This window comes from Streptomyces hygroscopicus subsp. hygroscopicus (assembly GCF_030269125.1).
GTDB classification, from domain to species: domain Bacteria; phylum Actinomycetota; class Actinomycetes; order Streptomycetales; family Streptomycetaceae; genus Streptomyces; species Streptomyces hygroscopicus_C.
Map to the genome: position 1 here is coordinate 340887 of NZ_BSSM01000005.1, position 14203 is coordinate 355089.

Genomic DNA, 14203 nt, shown 5'->3' on the forward strand with positions numbered 1-14203 from the left:
ACTGGCAACTGTAGTTTTCACACTTCCAGTGGAGGAGGAACCTTCCGGCGTCCAGCACTCCCCTCGGGGGCGGAGCCGCCTCCTGCCGCAGGTGCGGCCGTCTCCCGCAGGCGGTCGGGGAGAGGTGGGCGAACAAGCTCCACGGTGGGCGCATAAGCTCTGTCGCATGTCGAACCCTGATGAGCTGCTCGTCGCCATTTCCGCAGCGGTGGAGTCCGAGCGAAGCAATCAGATGTCGCTGACCGTGGTCGTCGGCGGTGCCGTCCTCACCGGTCGGCTGGCTCCCGAGGCCGTGTGGAGGGAGCGGGTGGCGGAGGTCCTGAGGGACTCGGATCGTCTCGGCGTGTTCTCCGACGTCTTCGCCCGGGGCCCGCGAGGGTACCGGCCCGGCCGCGGCGAGTCGCCCACGCATCTGCACTTCCACCTCGCCCGGATCCTGCAGGGCAGTCTCGGGATCCCGGAGACGGGCGGCATGTACCGAGTCGCGATCGAGGACGTCAGCGCCTGGACCGTGGGCGATCTCAGCTACTCCGACCGGTGAGACGCCGCCCGCGCCCCTCTTCCGGCCGGCGCCTCCCGAGCGGACGGTGACGCAGCGGTGGGGGCCCTGCCGACGCGTGTCGACAGGGCCCCCACCGGGGTCCGAGGGCGGTTTACGCCGGTCCTCAGGCGGTCGTGGAGCCGGTGCCCCCGAGCGGTGCGGACGCCGCTCGGAGGGGAGTCGGGCCGTCCACGCCCACGGGCGCGGTCCCGGGCCGGCCGTGACAGGTGAAGCCGAGGCGCGTCATGGCCCGCGTGACTTCGACGGCGGTGAAGTCGCGCCGGTCCTGCCGGGTGACGACCTGGCCCACTTGCTTGACGGGGTAGCGGTGGCGGCCGATGGTCACGGACTCGCCCGTGACGGGCTCGGGCCTGACGCCCTTCATCGAAGCCAGCACCCCGCCCTTGGTCAGCTCGAACGGGTACCGGGCGATGACACAGCGCATGATGCCTCACAAAGGGGGGCCGGGGAAGGAGTGGAACGGGCCGCTCGGGCCGAGGCGGATCAGCGTGAGCAGGTGGGTACGCCCGGAATCCGGTCGTACCCCCCGGCACCGCCGGCATGGGTGCCGGGCGAGGGCGGTGACCCGGTGAGGACGTCCCGCAGACGGACGCGGTCCGTGTACGTGGACGTCTCACGGAGAACGGTGAGCCGGACCAGGGAGATCGAGCCCGTGCTCTGGTCGTCCCCGTCGCACACGGTCAGGTGGTCGACCCGGGCACCCGCCATGACGGCCAGGGCCACCTCGACGGTCATGTCGTCACATACCCGAGGACCGTGCCCTTCGAGGTCGTCGGCCACGACCGCGGGGGCGGGGTCCGGCCGCCCGTACTGCATCCGTGCTGGCGTCAAGGGTTTCTCCTTCGGTCGGGGCTGGTCGCTCCGCTGGCCGGGGGGCCGGCGGGAGGCCCCCTGCCGGGGGCCGAGGCCGGTCTAAGCGGGCGAGCCGCCGGGCTCCGGCCGGGCCGGGCGGCGCGCCCGCGTGCCCAGGGGCCGGCCCCGGCCGGTGCGGCCCCGGCGGTCCCGGGACTGCGAGGACGTGCGGTGGGGGCGCTCCACGACCGGTGCGGCGATGACCACCGGGACACCGGAGGGCGCCTGCGCACCCGTGATGCGGCTCAGCTCCGCCTCGCCGGAGCGGACCGAGGTGATGCGCGGGGTGATGCCGGCCGACGCCATCAGCCGGGTAACGCCGCGGCGCTGACCGGGGGTCACGAGGGTGACGACGCTGCCGGACTCGCCGGCGCGGGCCGTGCGGCCGCCGCGGTGCAGGTAGTCCTTGTGGTCACCCGGCGGATCCACGTTGACGACCAGGTCGAGGCTGTCGACGTGGATACCGCGCGCCGCGACGTTGGTGGCCACCAGCACGGTGACGTGTCCGTCCTTGAACTGCGCCAGGGTCCGGGTGCGTTGCGGCTGGGACCTGCCACCGTGCAGGGCCGCGGCGCGGACACCGCTGTCCAGCAGGTGCTTGGTCAGCCGGTCCACGGCGTGCTTGGTGTCCAGGAACATGATGACCCGGCCGTCCCTGGCCGCGATCTCGGTGGTCGTGCGGTGCTTGTCGGCCTCGTGCACGTGGAGCACGTGGTGCTCCATCGTGGTGACGGCACCGGCCGACGGATCGACGGAGTGGACCACAGGGTCGGTCAGGTAGCGGCGCACCAGCAGGTCGACGTTGCGGTCCAGGGTGGCCGAGAACAGCATGCGCTGGCCCTCCGGGCGCACCAGGTCGAGCAGGGCGGTGACCTGGGGCATGAAGCCCATGTCGGTCATCTGGTCGGCCTCGTCCAGAACCGTGATGCCGACGTCGTCGAGCCGGCAGTCGCCCCGGTCGACGAGGTCCCTGAGCCGACCGGGCGTCGCGACCACCACCTCCGCGCCTCCGCGCAGGGCACCGGCCTGTCTGCCGAGGGACACGCCGCCGACGACGGTGGCGAGCCGCAGCCGCACCGAGCGGGCGTAGGGAGCGAGCGCGTCGCTGACCTGCTGGGCCAACTCCCGGGTGGGAACGAGGACCAGGGCCAGTGGCCGGCGCGGCTCGGCGCGCCGGCCCGCCGTACGAGCCAGTACCGCGAGGCCGAAGGCCAGGGTCTTGCCCGACCCGGTGCGGCCGCGGCCGAGCACGTCGCGACCGGCCAGGGAGTTCGGCAGGGTCGCCGCCTGGATGGGGAACGGCACGGTCACGCCCTCGTGGCCGAGCGTGGTCAGCAACGGCGTCGGCATGGCGAGATCGGCGAACGACTCGACGGCGGGCGACGCGGGCGTGACCGTCTTCGGCAGCGCGAACTCCCCTCGCGCGGTCTGCCTTTTTCCATGGCCAGGGGAGCGGCGCGGAACGCGGGAACGGTCCTCGCCGGAACTTTCCCCGAAGCGGTCGTATGCGCGCGTGGGGCGTGCGCGGGTGGAACGGGTGCGGTTCATGTGGAACCTTCCTCGATGCGGGCGCGTATCAAGGAATTTCCGCAGCGGAACGAGCGGCGCAGAGAATCGCGAGAACGAGCCGAAACAGCTGGGTGGAAAAGCAGCTGGGTCAGAAAAGGCTGGGTGAATAACCCTGGAAACAGACCAGCTGGGGCCCGCACCCCAAGGTGCGGGCCCCAGCTGCGAAGTATGCGTCGGTGCCGCTGTGTCAGGCGGGAACGATGTTCTCGGCCGTCGGGCCCTTCTGGCCCTGCGCGATGTCGAACGACACCTTCTGGCCCTCCAGGAGCTCGCGGAAGCCCTGAGTGGCGATGTTCGAGTAGTGGGCGAAGACGTCGGCGCCGTCGCCGTCCTGCTCGATGAAGCCGAAGCCCTTTTCCGCGTTGAACCACTTCACGGTGCCAGTAGCCATTTTTGTTTCTCCTTCGGGACGGTGTCAGGAACGCGCCCCTGCGCATTCCGTGTCGCCGTGATGATCGGCCGTCGGAAAAACCTTCTGGCACCCCACCTGCAACTGATGACGACAGTAGCACGTCCATGTCGGCCCTGCTCGGTAAATAATTCTGGGCCGACTGTGCTCGCAGGAATAGTCACGGTGTGCCGGATCGATTTCTCATGCCGCGACCACAGATATTGTGTCCGGGCGTGCCGCACGAGAATTCCTGCGGGGCCGGGGAGCGCCTCGCCCATGGAGCGGGTGACGAGCGTTCTGCCGGCCGAGCCGCGGCTGCCTCAAGCGGTCGTGGCCGATGAAGGGCCGGTTCGCGGGTTCAGTCCACGGTGAGCGAGTGTGCGGGGAAGGCCAGTCGGGTCAGGGGCAGCTCGGCTGGCTGACGCCGTAGAGGATGCGTTTGCCGACACCGGGCCACTCGGTGACCGTCCACAGCTGGTGGTTCGACGCCTGGACGTACAGGTCCTGGAGCCCGACGCCGCCCTGCCGGTACGTGGGCTGCCTGCCCGGCCGGTCCGTCACCAGCCAGCCGAGCCTGTCCGCGCCCCTGCTGCTGTCGAAGGAGTAGCAGCGGCGCGCGCTGTCGGCCGGGTCGGTGTACGAGACGCCGCCCTGCACGTTGGTGACCGGCTGCCGGAAGACCTCCTGCGCGTGGATGGTCCGGCCGGCGGTCCGGGAGGTGATGTCGCTCGTCCGCCAGCGCGCCAGACGCGAGTCGCACCAGACCAGGGCCCCGCCCTGCCTCTCGCTGCAGTACTCACCCGTGATGAACTGCCAGCTCGACGCGGACCGGTCGAGCGAGACGTAGTCGTAGCAGGCGCGACTGCCCCTGTTGCAGGACTGGTTCGAGCCGGTGGACCAGATGCCGACCTGCGGCAGCACGAACCGGTATCCACGAGCCCTCGGGTCGGTGGTCCGGCCCAGGTCCAGGATGTTCCGCGTGTCGAACACCCGCAGGCCCCTGCGCGGGTCCGCGACATAGAGGTGGTTGTCGTGCCAGACGACGCCGCCGGCGTGCGTCGGCAGCGCCCTGAACTGGGCCGCGCCCGGGGCGAGCTGCACCAGCTCCACGTTCACGTAGCGTCCGGGCGTGCCGGCGACGAGGAAGCTGACCCGGGAACGGGTGGGCGTGCTGGAGCCGGGGCCGTGCCCGTACCACGAGGTGAGGAAGACCCGGTGACCGTCGACGGTGCCGCCGGCATGCGCGTCCTCACTGCCGCTGAGTCCCTGGAGGGACCAGCTGGTCGTGGTGGAGTCCGTGATGTCCAGGCAGTACCAGTCGGCCGCGGCGACCGCGTTGCGCAGCGCTCCGCCCGCGTCGTTGGCCCGGGAGCACTTCCGCGTGGCGCGGTGGTCGGTGTAGCCGGCGTTGCCGATGAGCCGGCCCGGCGTGAGTCGCGGGTACGGGAAGCCGGCGATGTCCGAAGCCCGGGGGTCGGGCTCCCACCTCAGGTGGAAGTCGGCCCTGGCCGCCGGTTCCGACACCATCGGCCGGGGCGCGGGTGACGGCTGTGCCGCCGCCCCGGACTGCGCGTGCGCGCCGACCGGGGCGGCACAGAAGACGAGGGCCAGTGCGGCGACAGCCATCCGGCCCAGCAAAGGGGGAATCACGAGAGCTCCTTCTCCGCGTCGCGACCGTCGTGACCGCGAGGCTCTGCCCGATCAGCGCGCGGCAGGACGACCACATCGCGACGGCGGACGTGCGCGAGTACCGGACACTGATCCGTTCGACGGGAGCTTTGACAGGAGGCCAGGTCTTGCTGACGCCTTTCGTGAACATTCACCCGTAGACAGCAGGCTGAGGACCCGCGCGGTCCGGAAGAAGCACGGGACCGGGGCCGGCGGCCGCCCGCCCGGCGCCCCGTTCGGCCCTGTGCCGGAAGCCGGCCCCCCGGGGACGGCTCGACGTCGGCCCGCCGACGGCGTGGACGCGGGACCGCGTCGGGCCGGACGCGGCCGAGCCCCGGGCGACTGCGCGGAGCCACCCCACGCGCTCGGCCGGAGCCGCTGCCGGGAGGAGCCCCGGGCCGGGAAGCCGGGCCGCTCCCGCACCGCCTGACGGGCCGTTTCGGCGCGGGTCCCGTTCGGCCGCAGGTCCGGCGCGTCTGCTCGCCTTCGCCCGGCCCTCCGGTTTGAGTGATCTCTCGTTCTGTCCATCTGCGGATGTTTCGCGACATGTTCGGCAGCGGGTGCCGGACACACGCCCTACGGGAGGTTCGTTGAGATCGTCAGCAAGGTGTGCCGGCTTCGCGGCCGCGGTCGGCCTGGTCGGTTCCCTGATCACGGGCGCCTCCGTCGCCTCGGCCGCGACCGAGGACGGCGGCCGGGCGGGTGCCTCCGGGCATGACCGGTCGCGCCCGTCCGTACCCGGGCAGCTGGTGCCGCTCGGACGACCGGCGGACGGATACGACGACCCCGGGTCGCCGTACGTGTGCAGTGGGCTGGTGCCGTACCCCATCCCGGCTGCCTACCGCCCGCTGTACCTCTGCGGTGACTGGCGGCTCGGCCCCCGGCGGTTGCCGGACAAGGGGCTGGTGGGGGACATCCTCAAGGGGTACGACCGGCTCGGGGGCCTCACCGCCGTGCGGTTCCTGAACACGTGGTGGGACCCCACCGCCGACGCGGGCCAGGGCAACTGGAAGTACCCGGTCCCCGACGGCTTCACGCTCGACAGCCACCAGCAGCCGATCGCGGCACCGCTGACGCTGCACGCGGGCCAGCTGCTCGACAGGTTCGGCAACGAGAACGGCCGGTTCCTCTCTCCCGCGGGCACGAAGTTCGGGCTGCGGGCGATCCCGCCGTCCAACCTCAACACCGAGGACCCGCGCTACCCGTACGACTACCACCTGTACAGGGTGGCGAAGGACGTCACCGTGTGCGCGGGACCGGCCGCACCGGCCTTCGAGCAGCCGGGCGGGGCCGTTCAGTACGCCACGTCCTCGAGCGCCGTCTGTCCCACCCTCCCCTTCGCCAACGTGGGCACACTCGTCTCCAATGGCTCCCTCGTGCGGGTGAAGGTCCCGTACACGGACGTCAAGTCGATGAGGAAGGAGCCGTCGGCCGGGGCGCGGACCGCGTCCCGGTGACGGTGCGGAGCAGGGCCCGGCGCCCGGTGCCTCACCCGGCACCGGGTCCGGCTCCGTCCCTGGTGGAAGACTGGCTCCATGGACCGTTTCCAGCTCTGCCGGGCCCTTCGGGCGGCCGGGGTCCCGGAGACGTACTACGAGATCTCCGGCTGCACACACGAGCGGCGCCCCCTCACGGATCGCTACTTCCTCGAAGAGCGCGACGGCCAGTGGGTGGTGGGTGTCCACGAGCGCGGCACCCGCGAGGTGCTGGAGCGGTTCCCGGCCGAGGACCTGGCGTGCCGGTGGCTCCACGAACGCCTGACCGCCGAGGGGCCGCCGCCCGTCCCGGCCACGCCCGCGGAGACCGAGGCGCTGCTGCACGACAGCGACGGCATCCAGCGGCGCGCCCGCGAGGAGTTCGAGCGCGCCCTCGCCGAGGCCCGCGGCGGGGCCGCGAGGAGCCCCGCCGACGACGGCCGTACGGAGCCGCCGCCCACGCGAGGCCGGCCCGACCGGACCTCGGCCGACGAAAACCGGCACTTTAATTGATCCCCCCATTCGCCGCACCCGTGACCCCCGCACTCGACTCGCGCGAGTGTCATGAATTCCGTCGGCCACTTGGAGCATGATCGAAATGCGGTCGGAGTCGTGCGCCCCGACGATGACGATGAAGGGCGGAGCGAGAGACCGGCCCGTGCCGGCCGAGCACTCCGCCGAGTCATGCGTCAAGGAAAGAGGAAACCATGACGGCAGCGACGGAGACTCCCACTCGTGAAAAGGCCGGGGTAGGCCAGGAAGAGTTCGGCGAGGAATCCGCCTTCGGCCCGCTTCTGCTGGCAGCCTTGCTGTCCCGGCGTGAGGAGCGCGGCGAGGAACCGATCATCGAGCACCCGCTTCTTCTCGCCGCGCTCGCGCGCCGCCGTGAGGAGGGTGGCGAGGGGTCGATCATCGAGCACCCGCTCCTGCTCGCCGCGCTGATGCGCCGCCGCCGTGAGGAGGGTGGCGAGGAGTCGATCATCGAGCACCCGCTTCTCCTCGCCGCGCTGATGCGCCGCCGCCGTGAGGAGGGTGGCGAGGGGTCGATCATCGAGCACCCGCTCCTGCTCGCCGCGCTGATGCGCCGCCGCCGTGAGGAGGGCGGTGAGGGGTCGATCATCGAGCACCCGCTCCTGCTCGCCGCGCTGATGCGCCGCCGTCGCGAGGAGCGCGGCGAGCCGCTGATCCAGCATCCCCTCCTGCTCGCGGCGCTCATGCGCCGCTGACAGGAGACAGCGACGCTCTGCCCCCCGATGCCGGCGGTCGCCGGCATCGGGGGGCAGGTCCCGTACGGCAACCGAAGACCTGAGGAAACACAATGGCAGCTGAGTCCGGCGACAAATCGGAACGGGATCCCCTGGGGGCATTCGTCGACGAGATCTTCGAGGAAATCATGCGCGATGCCGGGATCCCCCATGCCGGCACCGGCGTGAAATACGGAAAGGACCCACTGGCGGGAGCCCTGATGGAAGCAGCCGTGGCGTTCCTTTCCCAGCCGCCTTCCCGATCCTCGGAACTGGAAAGGGTGCTGCTCGCGCAAACCCTCGCGACCGCGCTGGCGGAATCGATCGCGCCCACTCTGGCAGACGCGCTGGCCTCGGAGATCATGAAGGTGCTGAACCACCACGCGGCCTCCCACAGGGGCGGCGGCCACGAAAGCGTCGGCGGACCCGGCCGCGGCCACCGCTCCTCCGGCGGCGAGCGATAGCCGCCTCGTGAGGCCGGCGGAGCGGCTGCGCTCGACCCGCTTCGGCGTGAGGGACCAGGGCCCCGGAAGCTTCCGGCGCGTCGGGCGGCTGCCCGGTGAAGCACGACGCCGGGGCCGCGCCCCCCGGGACTCGCGCCGAAGCGGCTCCGCGGCGCCACGGAGCCGACCGCCCCGGCCGCGACGGCCCCTTCTCCGGCCCCGGACGCCTCGCCCCGGTCCCGGATCCCCGACCAGATGCGTGCGCGGCGGCGGATCCGCCGGGCCGCGCTCCCCGGATGAACGCCATCCGTCCGTCCGGGCCTCCAGGCGCCGCCGCGACGCCCGTGCCCGTGAGCCGGCTCAGCTCCGTCTGGTCAGACGGACGGCCTGTTCACCGCTGCCCATCCGCAGCGTGGAGCCGGACAGCAGGGTCAGGACCGCCGGCTGCCCGCCGTCGGGCGGGGCGGACGGATCAGCGCAGTCGCCCGCGCCGATGTCATGGACGGGGCCCGCGCCGACGAGGGCTATCCGGGTGGTCTCGACGGCGGTGAGCCGTACGGCGACCCGGCAGCCGTCGGCGGCGTGCGACACCGACGCGGTGCCGACGACCGCGCCGATCCGGCCCTGACGGATGGTCAGCGTGAAGAGCGGGGTACCGGTGCCGTCGCCGGTGGCCCACGTGCCCACGAAGGCGTCGGGCACCTCCGACGCCGGGGACACCGTGTCCGGCTCGGTGGCCGTGCCGCTCGCCGTGCCGGTGGGGCCCGAGGCCGCGGTGCCGTCCGGGGCGTGCGTGGCGTTCCCGAGAACACCGCCCGACCACACGGCCCAGGCGACCGCGGCGGTGACCACGGTGGTGACGAACGTGGCCAGGACGGTCATCGACCGGCGACGCGGCCGGCGTCCGCGCACCGGTGCGGCGGCCGCCGGCGGATAGGGGGGAGGCGCGATCCGCGTCAGCGGTGGAGCGGTTGCCGCCGGGGCGTCCAGGTGGAGCAGGCCCGTGGCGAGCCGCGCCACGGACTCGGCGAGCGCGGGCGGCAGCCAGCTCCCGTGCCGTACGGTCGCGTCGGGATCCGGCAGCAGCCGTTCCCGTACCTGTTCCGGCGTCGGCCGACGGTCCGGGTCCTTGTCCAGGCAGGCGGTGACGATGTCCCGCAAGGCGTCCGGCAGGCCGTCCAGATCGGGCCGCTCGTACAGGATGCGGTAGATCACGACGGCCGCGGAGGTCCCTTCCCCGAACGGATTCCGGCCGGTCGCGGCGGCGGCGAGCACGGCGCCCAGGGAGAAGACGTCGCTCTGCGGTCCCACCCTTTTGCCCGCGGCCTGCTCGGTGGACATGTAGCCGGGCGAACCCATGACATGGCCCGACCCGGTGAGGGCGGTGGCGCCGCCGTCCAGCGCCCTGGCTATGCCGAAGTCGACGAGGTGCGGGCCGTCCAGGGACAGCAGCACGTTGGACGGCTTGACGTCGCGGTGCACCAGGCCCAGCCGGTGCACGGCGGCAAGGGCCTCGGCGAGGCCGGCACCCAGGGTGCGCACGGTGGTGACGGGCAGGGGACCGAAGCGCCGTACCACCTGGGCCAGATCCACTCCCGGGACATAGGCCGTGGCCACCCACGGGTGTTCCCCCTCGGTGTCCGCGTCCAGCACCGGAGGCGACCACGGGCCGCTCACCCGCCGGGCGATGGCGACCTCCCGCCGGAAGCGGCGGCGGAACTCCTCGTCGGCCGCGTACTCGCCGCGGATCAGCTTCACCGCGACGTTGCGCCCACCGGCCGTCCGCCCCAGGTAGACGGTCCCCATACCGCCACCGCCGATGCGCGCCAGCAGCCGGTACGCGCCGACCCGCACCGGATCACGCGGTCCGAGAGCCTGCATCGTGGTCCCCTCCTTCCCGGCCCCGCCAACGGAGCGATCACCGGTCGTCCCGTTCCGCCCTCGGCGACCACGACCGGCCCACGGCCCTGTCCGGCGGCCCGGCGGCCCGGCGGCCCGGACGGACCGCCGACGGCCCGACGGTAGGGCCAACTCCCATACACGCCAGGAGGGTTGCCTGTCCCGCGGTAATCCCCGGCCGTCCGGGTCCGCCCGGCCGCACGCTCGTGGTCCGGCGCCACGCCGTCTCACAACCCTCGTAGCAAGGGAGTTCCCATGTCGTCCTCGCCGTCGTTGGAGGCGCTCTCCGGCGAACTCGCGGCCCTGCGGCCCCGTATGGAGGCGGTCAGCCTCGCCATCCACGCACGGCCGGAGCTGAAGTTCGCCGAGTTCCACGCCCAGCAACTGCTCACCGGCTGGCTCGTGGAGTCGGGGTTCACGGTCACGGCGGGGGCGGGCGGTCTGGACACCGCGTTCGTGGCGGTGCACCACGGGCCGACGCCCGGTCCGTACGTCGCCGTCCTCGCGGAGTACGACGCGCTGCCCGGCATCGGCCACGGCTGCGGCCACAACCTGATCGCGGCCGGTGCGGCCGCGGCCGCCATCGCCGTCGCGCGCACCCTGCCCGCGCACCCCGGAACCGTCGCGGTGATCGGAACGCCCGGCGAGGAGACGGGCGGCGCGGGCAAGATCAGACTGGCCGAGGCGGGCGTCTTCGAGGGGGTGGACGCGGCCGTGATGTTCCACCCGGGAGACCGCTGGCTCACCGGCCGGCCGGGGCTCGCGGCGGCGCACCTGCGGGTCGCGTTCACCGGTGTCAGCGCGCACGCCTCCGTGTCGCCGTGGCAGGGGCGCAGCGCGCTGGCCGCTGCCCAGCTCTTCCTCAACGCGGTCGACTCCATGCGGCAGTTCGTGCCGCCCAGCGCGCGGCTGCACGGAATCGTCTCGGACGGCGGGCAGGCACCGAACGTGGTGCCCGCGGGGGCCGCGGTGGACCTGTACGTACGGGACCGTACCGCCGGCTCCGCCCGTGCGCTGGTGGAGCGGGTACGGGCCGCCGCCGAGGGCTGCGCGCTCGCCACGGGCACCCGCGCGGAGGTCGGTGAGAGCGGCCCGCTGTACGCCGAGCGCCGCAACAACACCGTGCTCGCCGAACGGTTCGGCCGGGCGGTGCGCGCCCTGGGCGTGCGCATCGGGCCGGGTGGTCCCGACAGCCCCGCCGGCTCCTCCGACATCGGCAACCTCTCGCAGCTGATGCCGGTCATCCACCCGTACGTGCAGATCGCCGACGCCGGCACACCCGCCCATTCCGAGGCGATGCGCGAGGCCGCGGCCACGTCCCTGGCCCACGACCACACCCAGGTCGCGGCCACCGGACTGGCCGAGGTGGTCGCCGCACTGCTCACGGACACGGAGGTGCTGGCGGCGGCACGGGCCGAGTTCGCCGCGGGCTCGGAGGTGGCGGTGTGATGCCCGTACACTCCGGCTCATGTCGGTCGTGATCGTCCTGGAAGGGGCCGGCCCCGACCGCTTCACGGTCGCCGTGTCCCCCCTCGCGGAGCTGGCGGCGAGCCTGCACGTCCTGACCGAGCACGCCCACCACGCCGAGCACGCCTCGTGGGCCCAGGAGCTGGCGAGGTCCGCGCCGCCCTCCTTCCGGGCCGGGCTGCGGAGGTTCGCCCCGCTGTGGACGGCTCTGCGGTGGCGGGGCTTCTACCCGGGTCTGGACGCGCCGTTGGCCTCCCTGTCCCCGGCCCGCTTCGCCGAACTCACCTCGTACGCCTGCGCCAGCGGCTACCACTCCCGCGGCTTCGACTTCGACCGGGTGCTGCACGACCCGGCGCAGGCACGGGTGTTGCGCCGAGCCGCGTCCGCACTGCCGGAACCGCACTCGTCCCTCGCCGAGGACCTGCTGCGCGACCCCGAGCGGCTGCGCACCGATGTCCTGGGCTTCCTCGACCTGTGCCGCCGAGTCTTCTTCGACGAGCTGTGGGCCGGGACGGAGCCCGTCCTGTCGAGGGCCTCGCACCGTATGCGCCGACGGCTGGCGGACGAGGGGCCCACGGCGGCCCTGCTCTCACTCAGCCCGTCGGGCGTCTGCCTGGACGGCCCCGCCCGGGTCGTCCTCGACAAGGTGCACCACGTGGTGATCAACCCGGCCCGTACGCCGGTCCTGCTGATCCCCACCCGCTACGGCGCCCCGCACCTGCTCGTGAAGGACGAACCGGGCCTGCCGCCGGTCGTGCACTACCCCGTCGACACCCCGGAGATCGGCGTCACCCTGGCGCGCAGCCGCATGCTCGCGCTCACGGACCCGCGCAGGGTACGGCTGTGCCGGCTCATCGCCCGCCAGGCCATGACCACGGCCGACCTGGCGGACCGGCTGTCGATGACCCGCCCGCAGGTCTCGCGGCACCTGCGCACCCTGCGCGGCCTGGGCCTCGTGCGCGTGGAGCGGAACGGCCGCTACGTCCACTACGGCCTCGACCTCGCCGCCGTCGAACGCATCGGACGGGAGGTGGCCACGGCACTGCAGTACTGACTCAGAGGCGACGCGGCCGACACGGAACCACACCACCGCCATGCCTTCGCAGGCCGGCGCGTCGCCGGAATCGAACCCGAGAGGGCGTGGATCGGGGACCACACCGCTCGCTCGCGCCCCCTGACGGTCGTCGGACCGCTGTCTCGACTGTCGGTATCGCGGGCCCTGACCTGCCACGACGGCGGCTTGCTCACCAATCCCGCCACTGGTCGGTGAGCTCATGACGCCCGAGTCCGCGCCTGGCGGTGAGGGCCGCGACATCGATCCCTTGCTCGGTGAGGGCCTCGTCGATGTAGGCGCACAGCTGCTCGCGCTCATCGGTCTCGAAGGCGCACTGGCCGTGGGATTCGTGCACCGCGTTGAGGGCCAGGACGACGCGCTGCACCACGGCGAAGACGTGTTCATCGTCTTCTTCGGCGAGCGCGGGCAACTCGGCCTCGAAGGCGTCCAGGACGGCATCAGTCGCCGACAGGAGCTCATCGGGGAACAGGTCGACCATGTACGCGCAGTCAGGACGCAGAGTGCCGGCGGCGAGCCCGGCGGCCTCCTGAGCCACGTCCCCGCGCCAATTCGTGGTCGGTCTTTCTGCCATGGGGCCGGACCGTACAGTGCGGCTCTGACATCGAGGCCGCTCGTCGCGCCTGTCGGTGTCGGCCGCCGATGTCAGGTGACGGCCGCCCTCTCGGCGGCCCATGCCGTGCTTATGGGAGCCATGCCGCCTCCGATTCGCCGAAGAGCTTCGAGGGCGAGGTGAGCAGCACGGTGCGAAGCGCCGCATGCATCCAACCGGGATCGATGGCCACGCCCATGGTTCGTTCCATGAGCGCGAAGGACTCGGCGCACAGGCTCTCCCTGTGGAAGGCGACCCCTTCCGCCCAGGCGGGGACCGCCGGTTCGGGGTCCATCCACGCCGCGTCCTCCAGCTCGAAGGGGTCGAACTCGCCGTCCACGTGGCCGTCAAGGGCGTGCATGACCTGGTGCCGGGCATTCACGCTGCGGTAGACGCTGAAGAACTCGCCTCCGTCAGCAGACGCTCGTCGGGCGACCTCCGGGATGCTGCCGTGGTAACCCCATTCGATGGCGATGACGCGTCGGTCGACGGTGAGCACACGAAGCAGCTCGTGGTCCTCGTAGAGGTGAGCGGCTTGCTCCTCGACAGTCTCGGCGAACGTCATCGGCCGCGATGCTCCGGGATCGCCACCGAACGCCCGGATCACCTCGTTCTCCGCCTTCCCCGCGATCACGGAGAAGGTGTACGCATCGAGTTCGTCGGCATCGGCCCACGCGTACCGGGCGACAAGGTCTTCCCACTTCGCGGCGTCGCTGTCCTTCGGGCCCCGAGGCGCGCCAGGAGTCATGGCACCGCACCCTACAGAGCGGTCGGCGTGGCGACTTCGGCCGGGAGCCGCCTCGGCGCGAGTGATCACGACCTCGTAGGCATCCGGCGCGTCGGGCAGTCCGCGGACCTGCCCGACGAGCACGACGTCGGGGCCGTGATCTCCGAGGCTCGCGAGGGACCTGACGGTCTGGTCCTCGTCGGAAAGCCGCTTCGATCTACCAGAACTCCGACGAAGAGCGG

Annotated in this window: 15 protein-coding genes; 7 read left to right on the forward strand and 8 right to left on the reverse strand. The window is 72.4% G+C overall.

Going from position 1 to position 14203, the window contains the following annotated elements:
• Window positions 1-166: 166 nt before the first annotated feature.
• Complete coding sequence (locus QSK45_RS14625; protein ID WP_285556819.1) at window positions 167-541, forward strand: GvpU-like protein; 375 nt, start codon at window positions 167-169, stop codon at window positions 539-541.
• A gap of 124 nt (window positions 542-665) precedes the next feature.
• Here the strand turns inward: QSK45_RS14625 and QSK45_RS14630 are convergent, their stop codons facing one another.
• From QSK45_RS14630 to QSK45_RS14650, 5 genes are all read right to left on the reverse strand, one after another.
• Window positions 666-986, reverse strand: a complete 321-nt coding sequence (locus QSK45_RS14630) for an SCO5918 family protein (RefSeq protein WP_285556821.1) — start codon at window positions 984-986, stop codon at window positions 666-668.
• A 59-nt stretch (window positions 987-1045) separates the two neighbouring features.
• Entirely contained in the window at window positions 1046-1393 is a 348-nt protein-coding gene (locus QSK45_RS14635) for a CBS domain-containing protein (RefSeq protein WP_395483416.1), read from the reverse strand.
• A gap of 81 nt (window positions 1394-1474) precedes the next feature.
• On the reverse strand, window positions 1475-2962 hold the full coding sequence (locus QSK45_RS14640; RefSeq protein ID WP_285556823.1) for a DEAD/DEAH box helicase: 1488 nt from the start codon (window positions 2960-2962) through the stop codon (window positions 1475-1477).
• A gap of 208 nt (window positions 2963-3170) precedes the next feature.
• Window positions 3171-3374 (reverse strand): cold-shock protein, encoded by a 204-nt coding sequence (locus tag QSK45_RS14645; protein WP_285556824.1) that lies wholly within the window; start codon window positions 3372-3374, stop codon window positions 3171-3173.
• Window positions 3375-3773: 399 nt separating this feature from the next.
• Window positions 3774-5024: a hypothetical protein gene (locus QSK45_RS14650; protein WP_285556825.1), complete on the reverse strand. Its 1251-nt coding sequence runs from the start codon at window positions 5022-5024 to the stop codon at window positions 3774-3776.
• A 608-nt stretch (window positions 5025-5632) separates the two neighbouring features.
• Here QSK45_RS14650 and QSK45_RS14655 point away from each other — a divergent pair.
• The 4 genes from QSK45_RS14655 (at window position 5633) to QSK45_RS14670 (ending at window position 8225) form a co-directional block, all read left to right on the forward strand.
• Window positions 5633-6499, forward strand: coding sequence for a TNT domain-containing protein (locus QSK45_RS14655; protein ID WP_285556826.1), 867 nt, complete (start codon window positions 5633-5635; stop codon window positions 6497-6499).
• A 78-nt stretch (window positions 6500-6577) separates the two neighbouring features.
• Window positions 6578-7030 (forward strand): hypothetical protein, encoded by a 453-nt coding sequence (locus tag QSK45_RS14660; protein WP_285556827.1) that lies wholly within the window; start codon window positions 6578-6580, stop codon window positions 7028-7030.
• Between the two features lie 194 nt (window positions 7031-7224).
• On the forward strand, window positions 7225-7743 hold the full coding sequence (locus QSK45_RS14665; RefSeq protein ID WP_285556828.1) for a hypothetical protein: 519 nt from the start codon (window positions 7225-7227) through the stop codon (window positions 7741-7743).
• A 92-nt stretch (window positions 7744-7835) separates the two neighbouring features.
• Window positions 7836-8225, forward strand: a complete 390-nt coding sequence (locus QSK45_RS14670) for a hypothetical protein (RefSeq protein ID WP_285556830.1) — start codon at window positions 7836-7838, stop codon at window positions 8223-8225.
• Between the two features lie 339 nt (window positions 8226-8564).
• Here QSK45_RS14670 and QSK45_RS14675 read toward each other — a convergent pair whose 3' ends face one another.
• A complete protein-coding gene (locus QSK45_RS14675; RefSeq protein ID WP_285556832.1) occupies window positions 8565-10085 on the reverse strand; it encodes a serine/threonine-protein kinase in 1521 nt (506 codons plus the stop codon).
• Window positions 10086-10358: 273 nt separating this feature from the next.
• Between QSK45_RS14675 and QSK45_RS14680 the strand changes: the two genes are divergently transcribed.
• Both QSK45_RS14680 and QSK45_RS14685 read left to right on the forward strand, forming a co-directional pair.
• Window positions 10359-11552, forward strand: a complete 1194-nt coding sequence (locus tag QSK45_RS14680) for a M20 family metallopeptidase (protein ID WP_285556834.1) — start codon at window positions 10359-10361, stop codon at window positions 11550-11552.
• 19 nt (window positions 11553-11571) lie between these two features.
• A complete protein-coding gene (locus QSK45_RS14685; RefSeq protein WP_285556836.1) occupies window positions 11572-12624 on the forward strand; it encodes an ArsR/SmtB family transcription factor in 1053 nt (350 codons plus the stop codon).
• Between the two features lie 190 nt (window positions 12625-12814).
• On the opposite strand, the gene QSK45_RS14690 is transcribed toward QSK45_RS14685, so the two are convergent.
• Together QSK45_RS14690 and QSK45_RS14695 are read right to left on the reverse strand one after the other, a co-directional pair.
• Entirely contained in the window at window positions 12815-13216 is a 402-nt protein-coding gene (locus tag QSK45_RS14690; protein ID WP_285556839.1) for a hypothetical protein, read from the reverse strand.
• A gap of 109 nt (window positions 13217-13325) precedes the next feature.
• Window positions 13326-13982 carry a DUF6461 domain-containing protein gene (locus tag QSK45_RS14695; protein WP_285556841.1) on the reverse strand — a complete coding sequence of 219 codons (657 nt, stop codon included), beginning with the start codon at window positions 13980-13982 and terminating at the stop codon, window positions 13326-13328.
• Window positions 13983-14203 lie beyond the last annotated feature (221 nt).

Bases quoted from the DNA above. Each gene is read 5' to 3' on its own strand.
- QSK45_RS14625 (WP_285556819.1), top strand. From the start codon at position 167: ATGTCGAACCCTGATGAGCTGCTCGTCGCCATTTCCGCAGCGGTGGAG.
- QSK45_RS14630 (WP_285556821.1), bottom strand. From the start codon at position 986: ATGCGCTGTGTCATCGCCCGGTACCCGTTCGAGCTGACCAAGGGCGGG.
- QSK45_RS14640 (WP_285556823.1), bottom strand. From the start codon at position 2,962: ATGAACCGCACCCGTTCCACCCGCGCACGCCCCACGCGCGCATACGAC.
- QSK45_RS14645 (WP_285556824.1), bottom strand. From the start codon at position 3,374: ATGGCTACTGGCACCGTGAAGTGGTTCAACGCGGAAAAGGGCTTCGGC.
- QSK45_RS14660 (WP_285556827.1), top strand. From the start codon at position 6,578: ATGGACCGTTTCCAGCTCTGCCGGGCCCTTCGGGCGGCCGGGGTCCCG.
- QSK45_RS14665 (WP_285556828.1), top strand. From the start codon at position 7,225: ATGACGGCAGCGACGGAGACTCCCACTCGTGAAAAGGCCGGGGTAGGC.
- QSK45_RS14670 (WP_285556830.1), top strand. From the start codon at position 7,836: ATGGCAGCTGAGTCCGGCGACAAATCGGAACGGGATCCCCTGGGGGCA.
- QSK45_RS14675 (WP_285556832.1), bottom strand. From the start codon at position 10,085: ATGCAGGCTCTCGGACCGCGTGATCCGGTGCGGGTCGGCGCGTACCGG.
- QSK45_RS14680 (WP_285556834.1), top strand. From the start codon at position 10,359: ATGTCGTCCTCGCCGTCGTTGGAGGCGCTCTCCGGCGAACTCGCGGCC.
- QSK45_RS14685 (WP_285556836.1), top strand. From the start codon at position 11,572: ATGTCGGTCGTGATCGTCCTGGAAGGGGCCGGCCCCGACCGCTTCACG.
- QSK45_RS14690 (WP_285556839.1), bottom strand. From the start codon at position 13,216: ATGGCAGAAAGACCGACCACGAATTGGCGCGGGGACGTGGCTCAGGAG.
- QSK45_RS14695 (WP_285556841.1), bottom strand. From the start codon at position 13,982: ATGACTCCTGGCGCGCCTCGGGGCCCGAAGGACAGCGACGCCGCGAAG.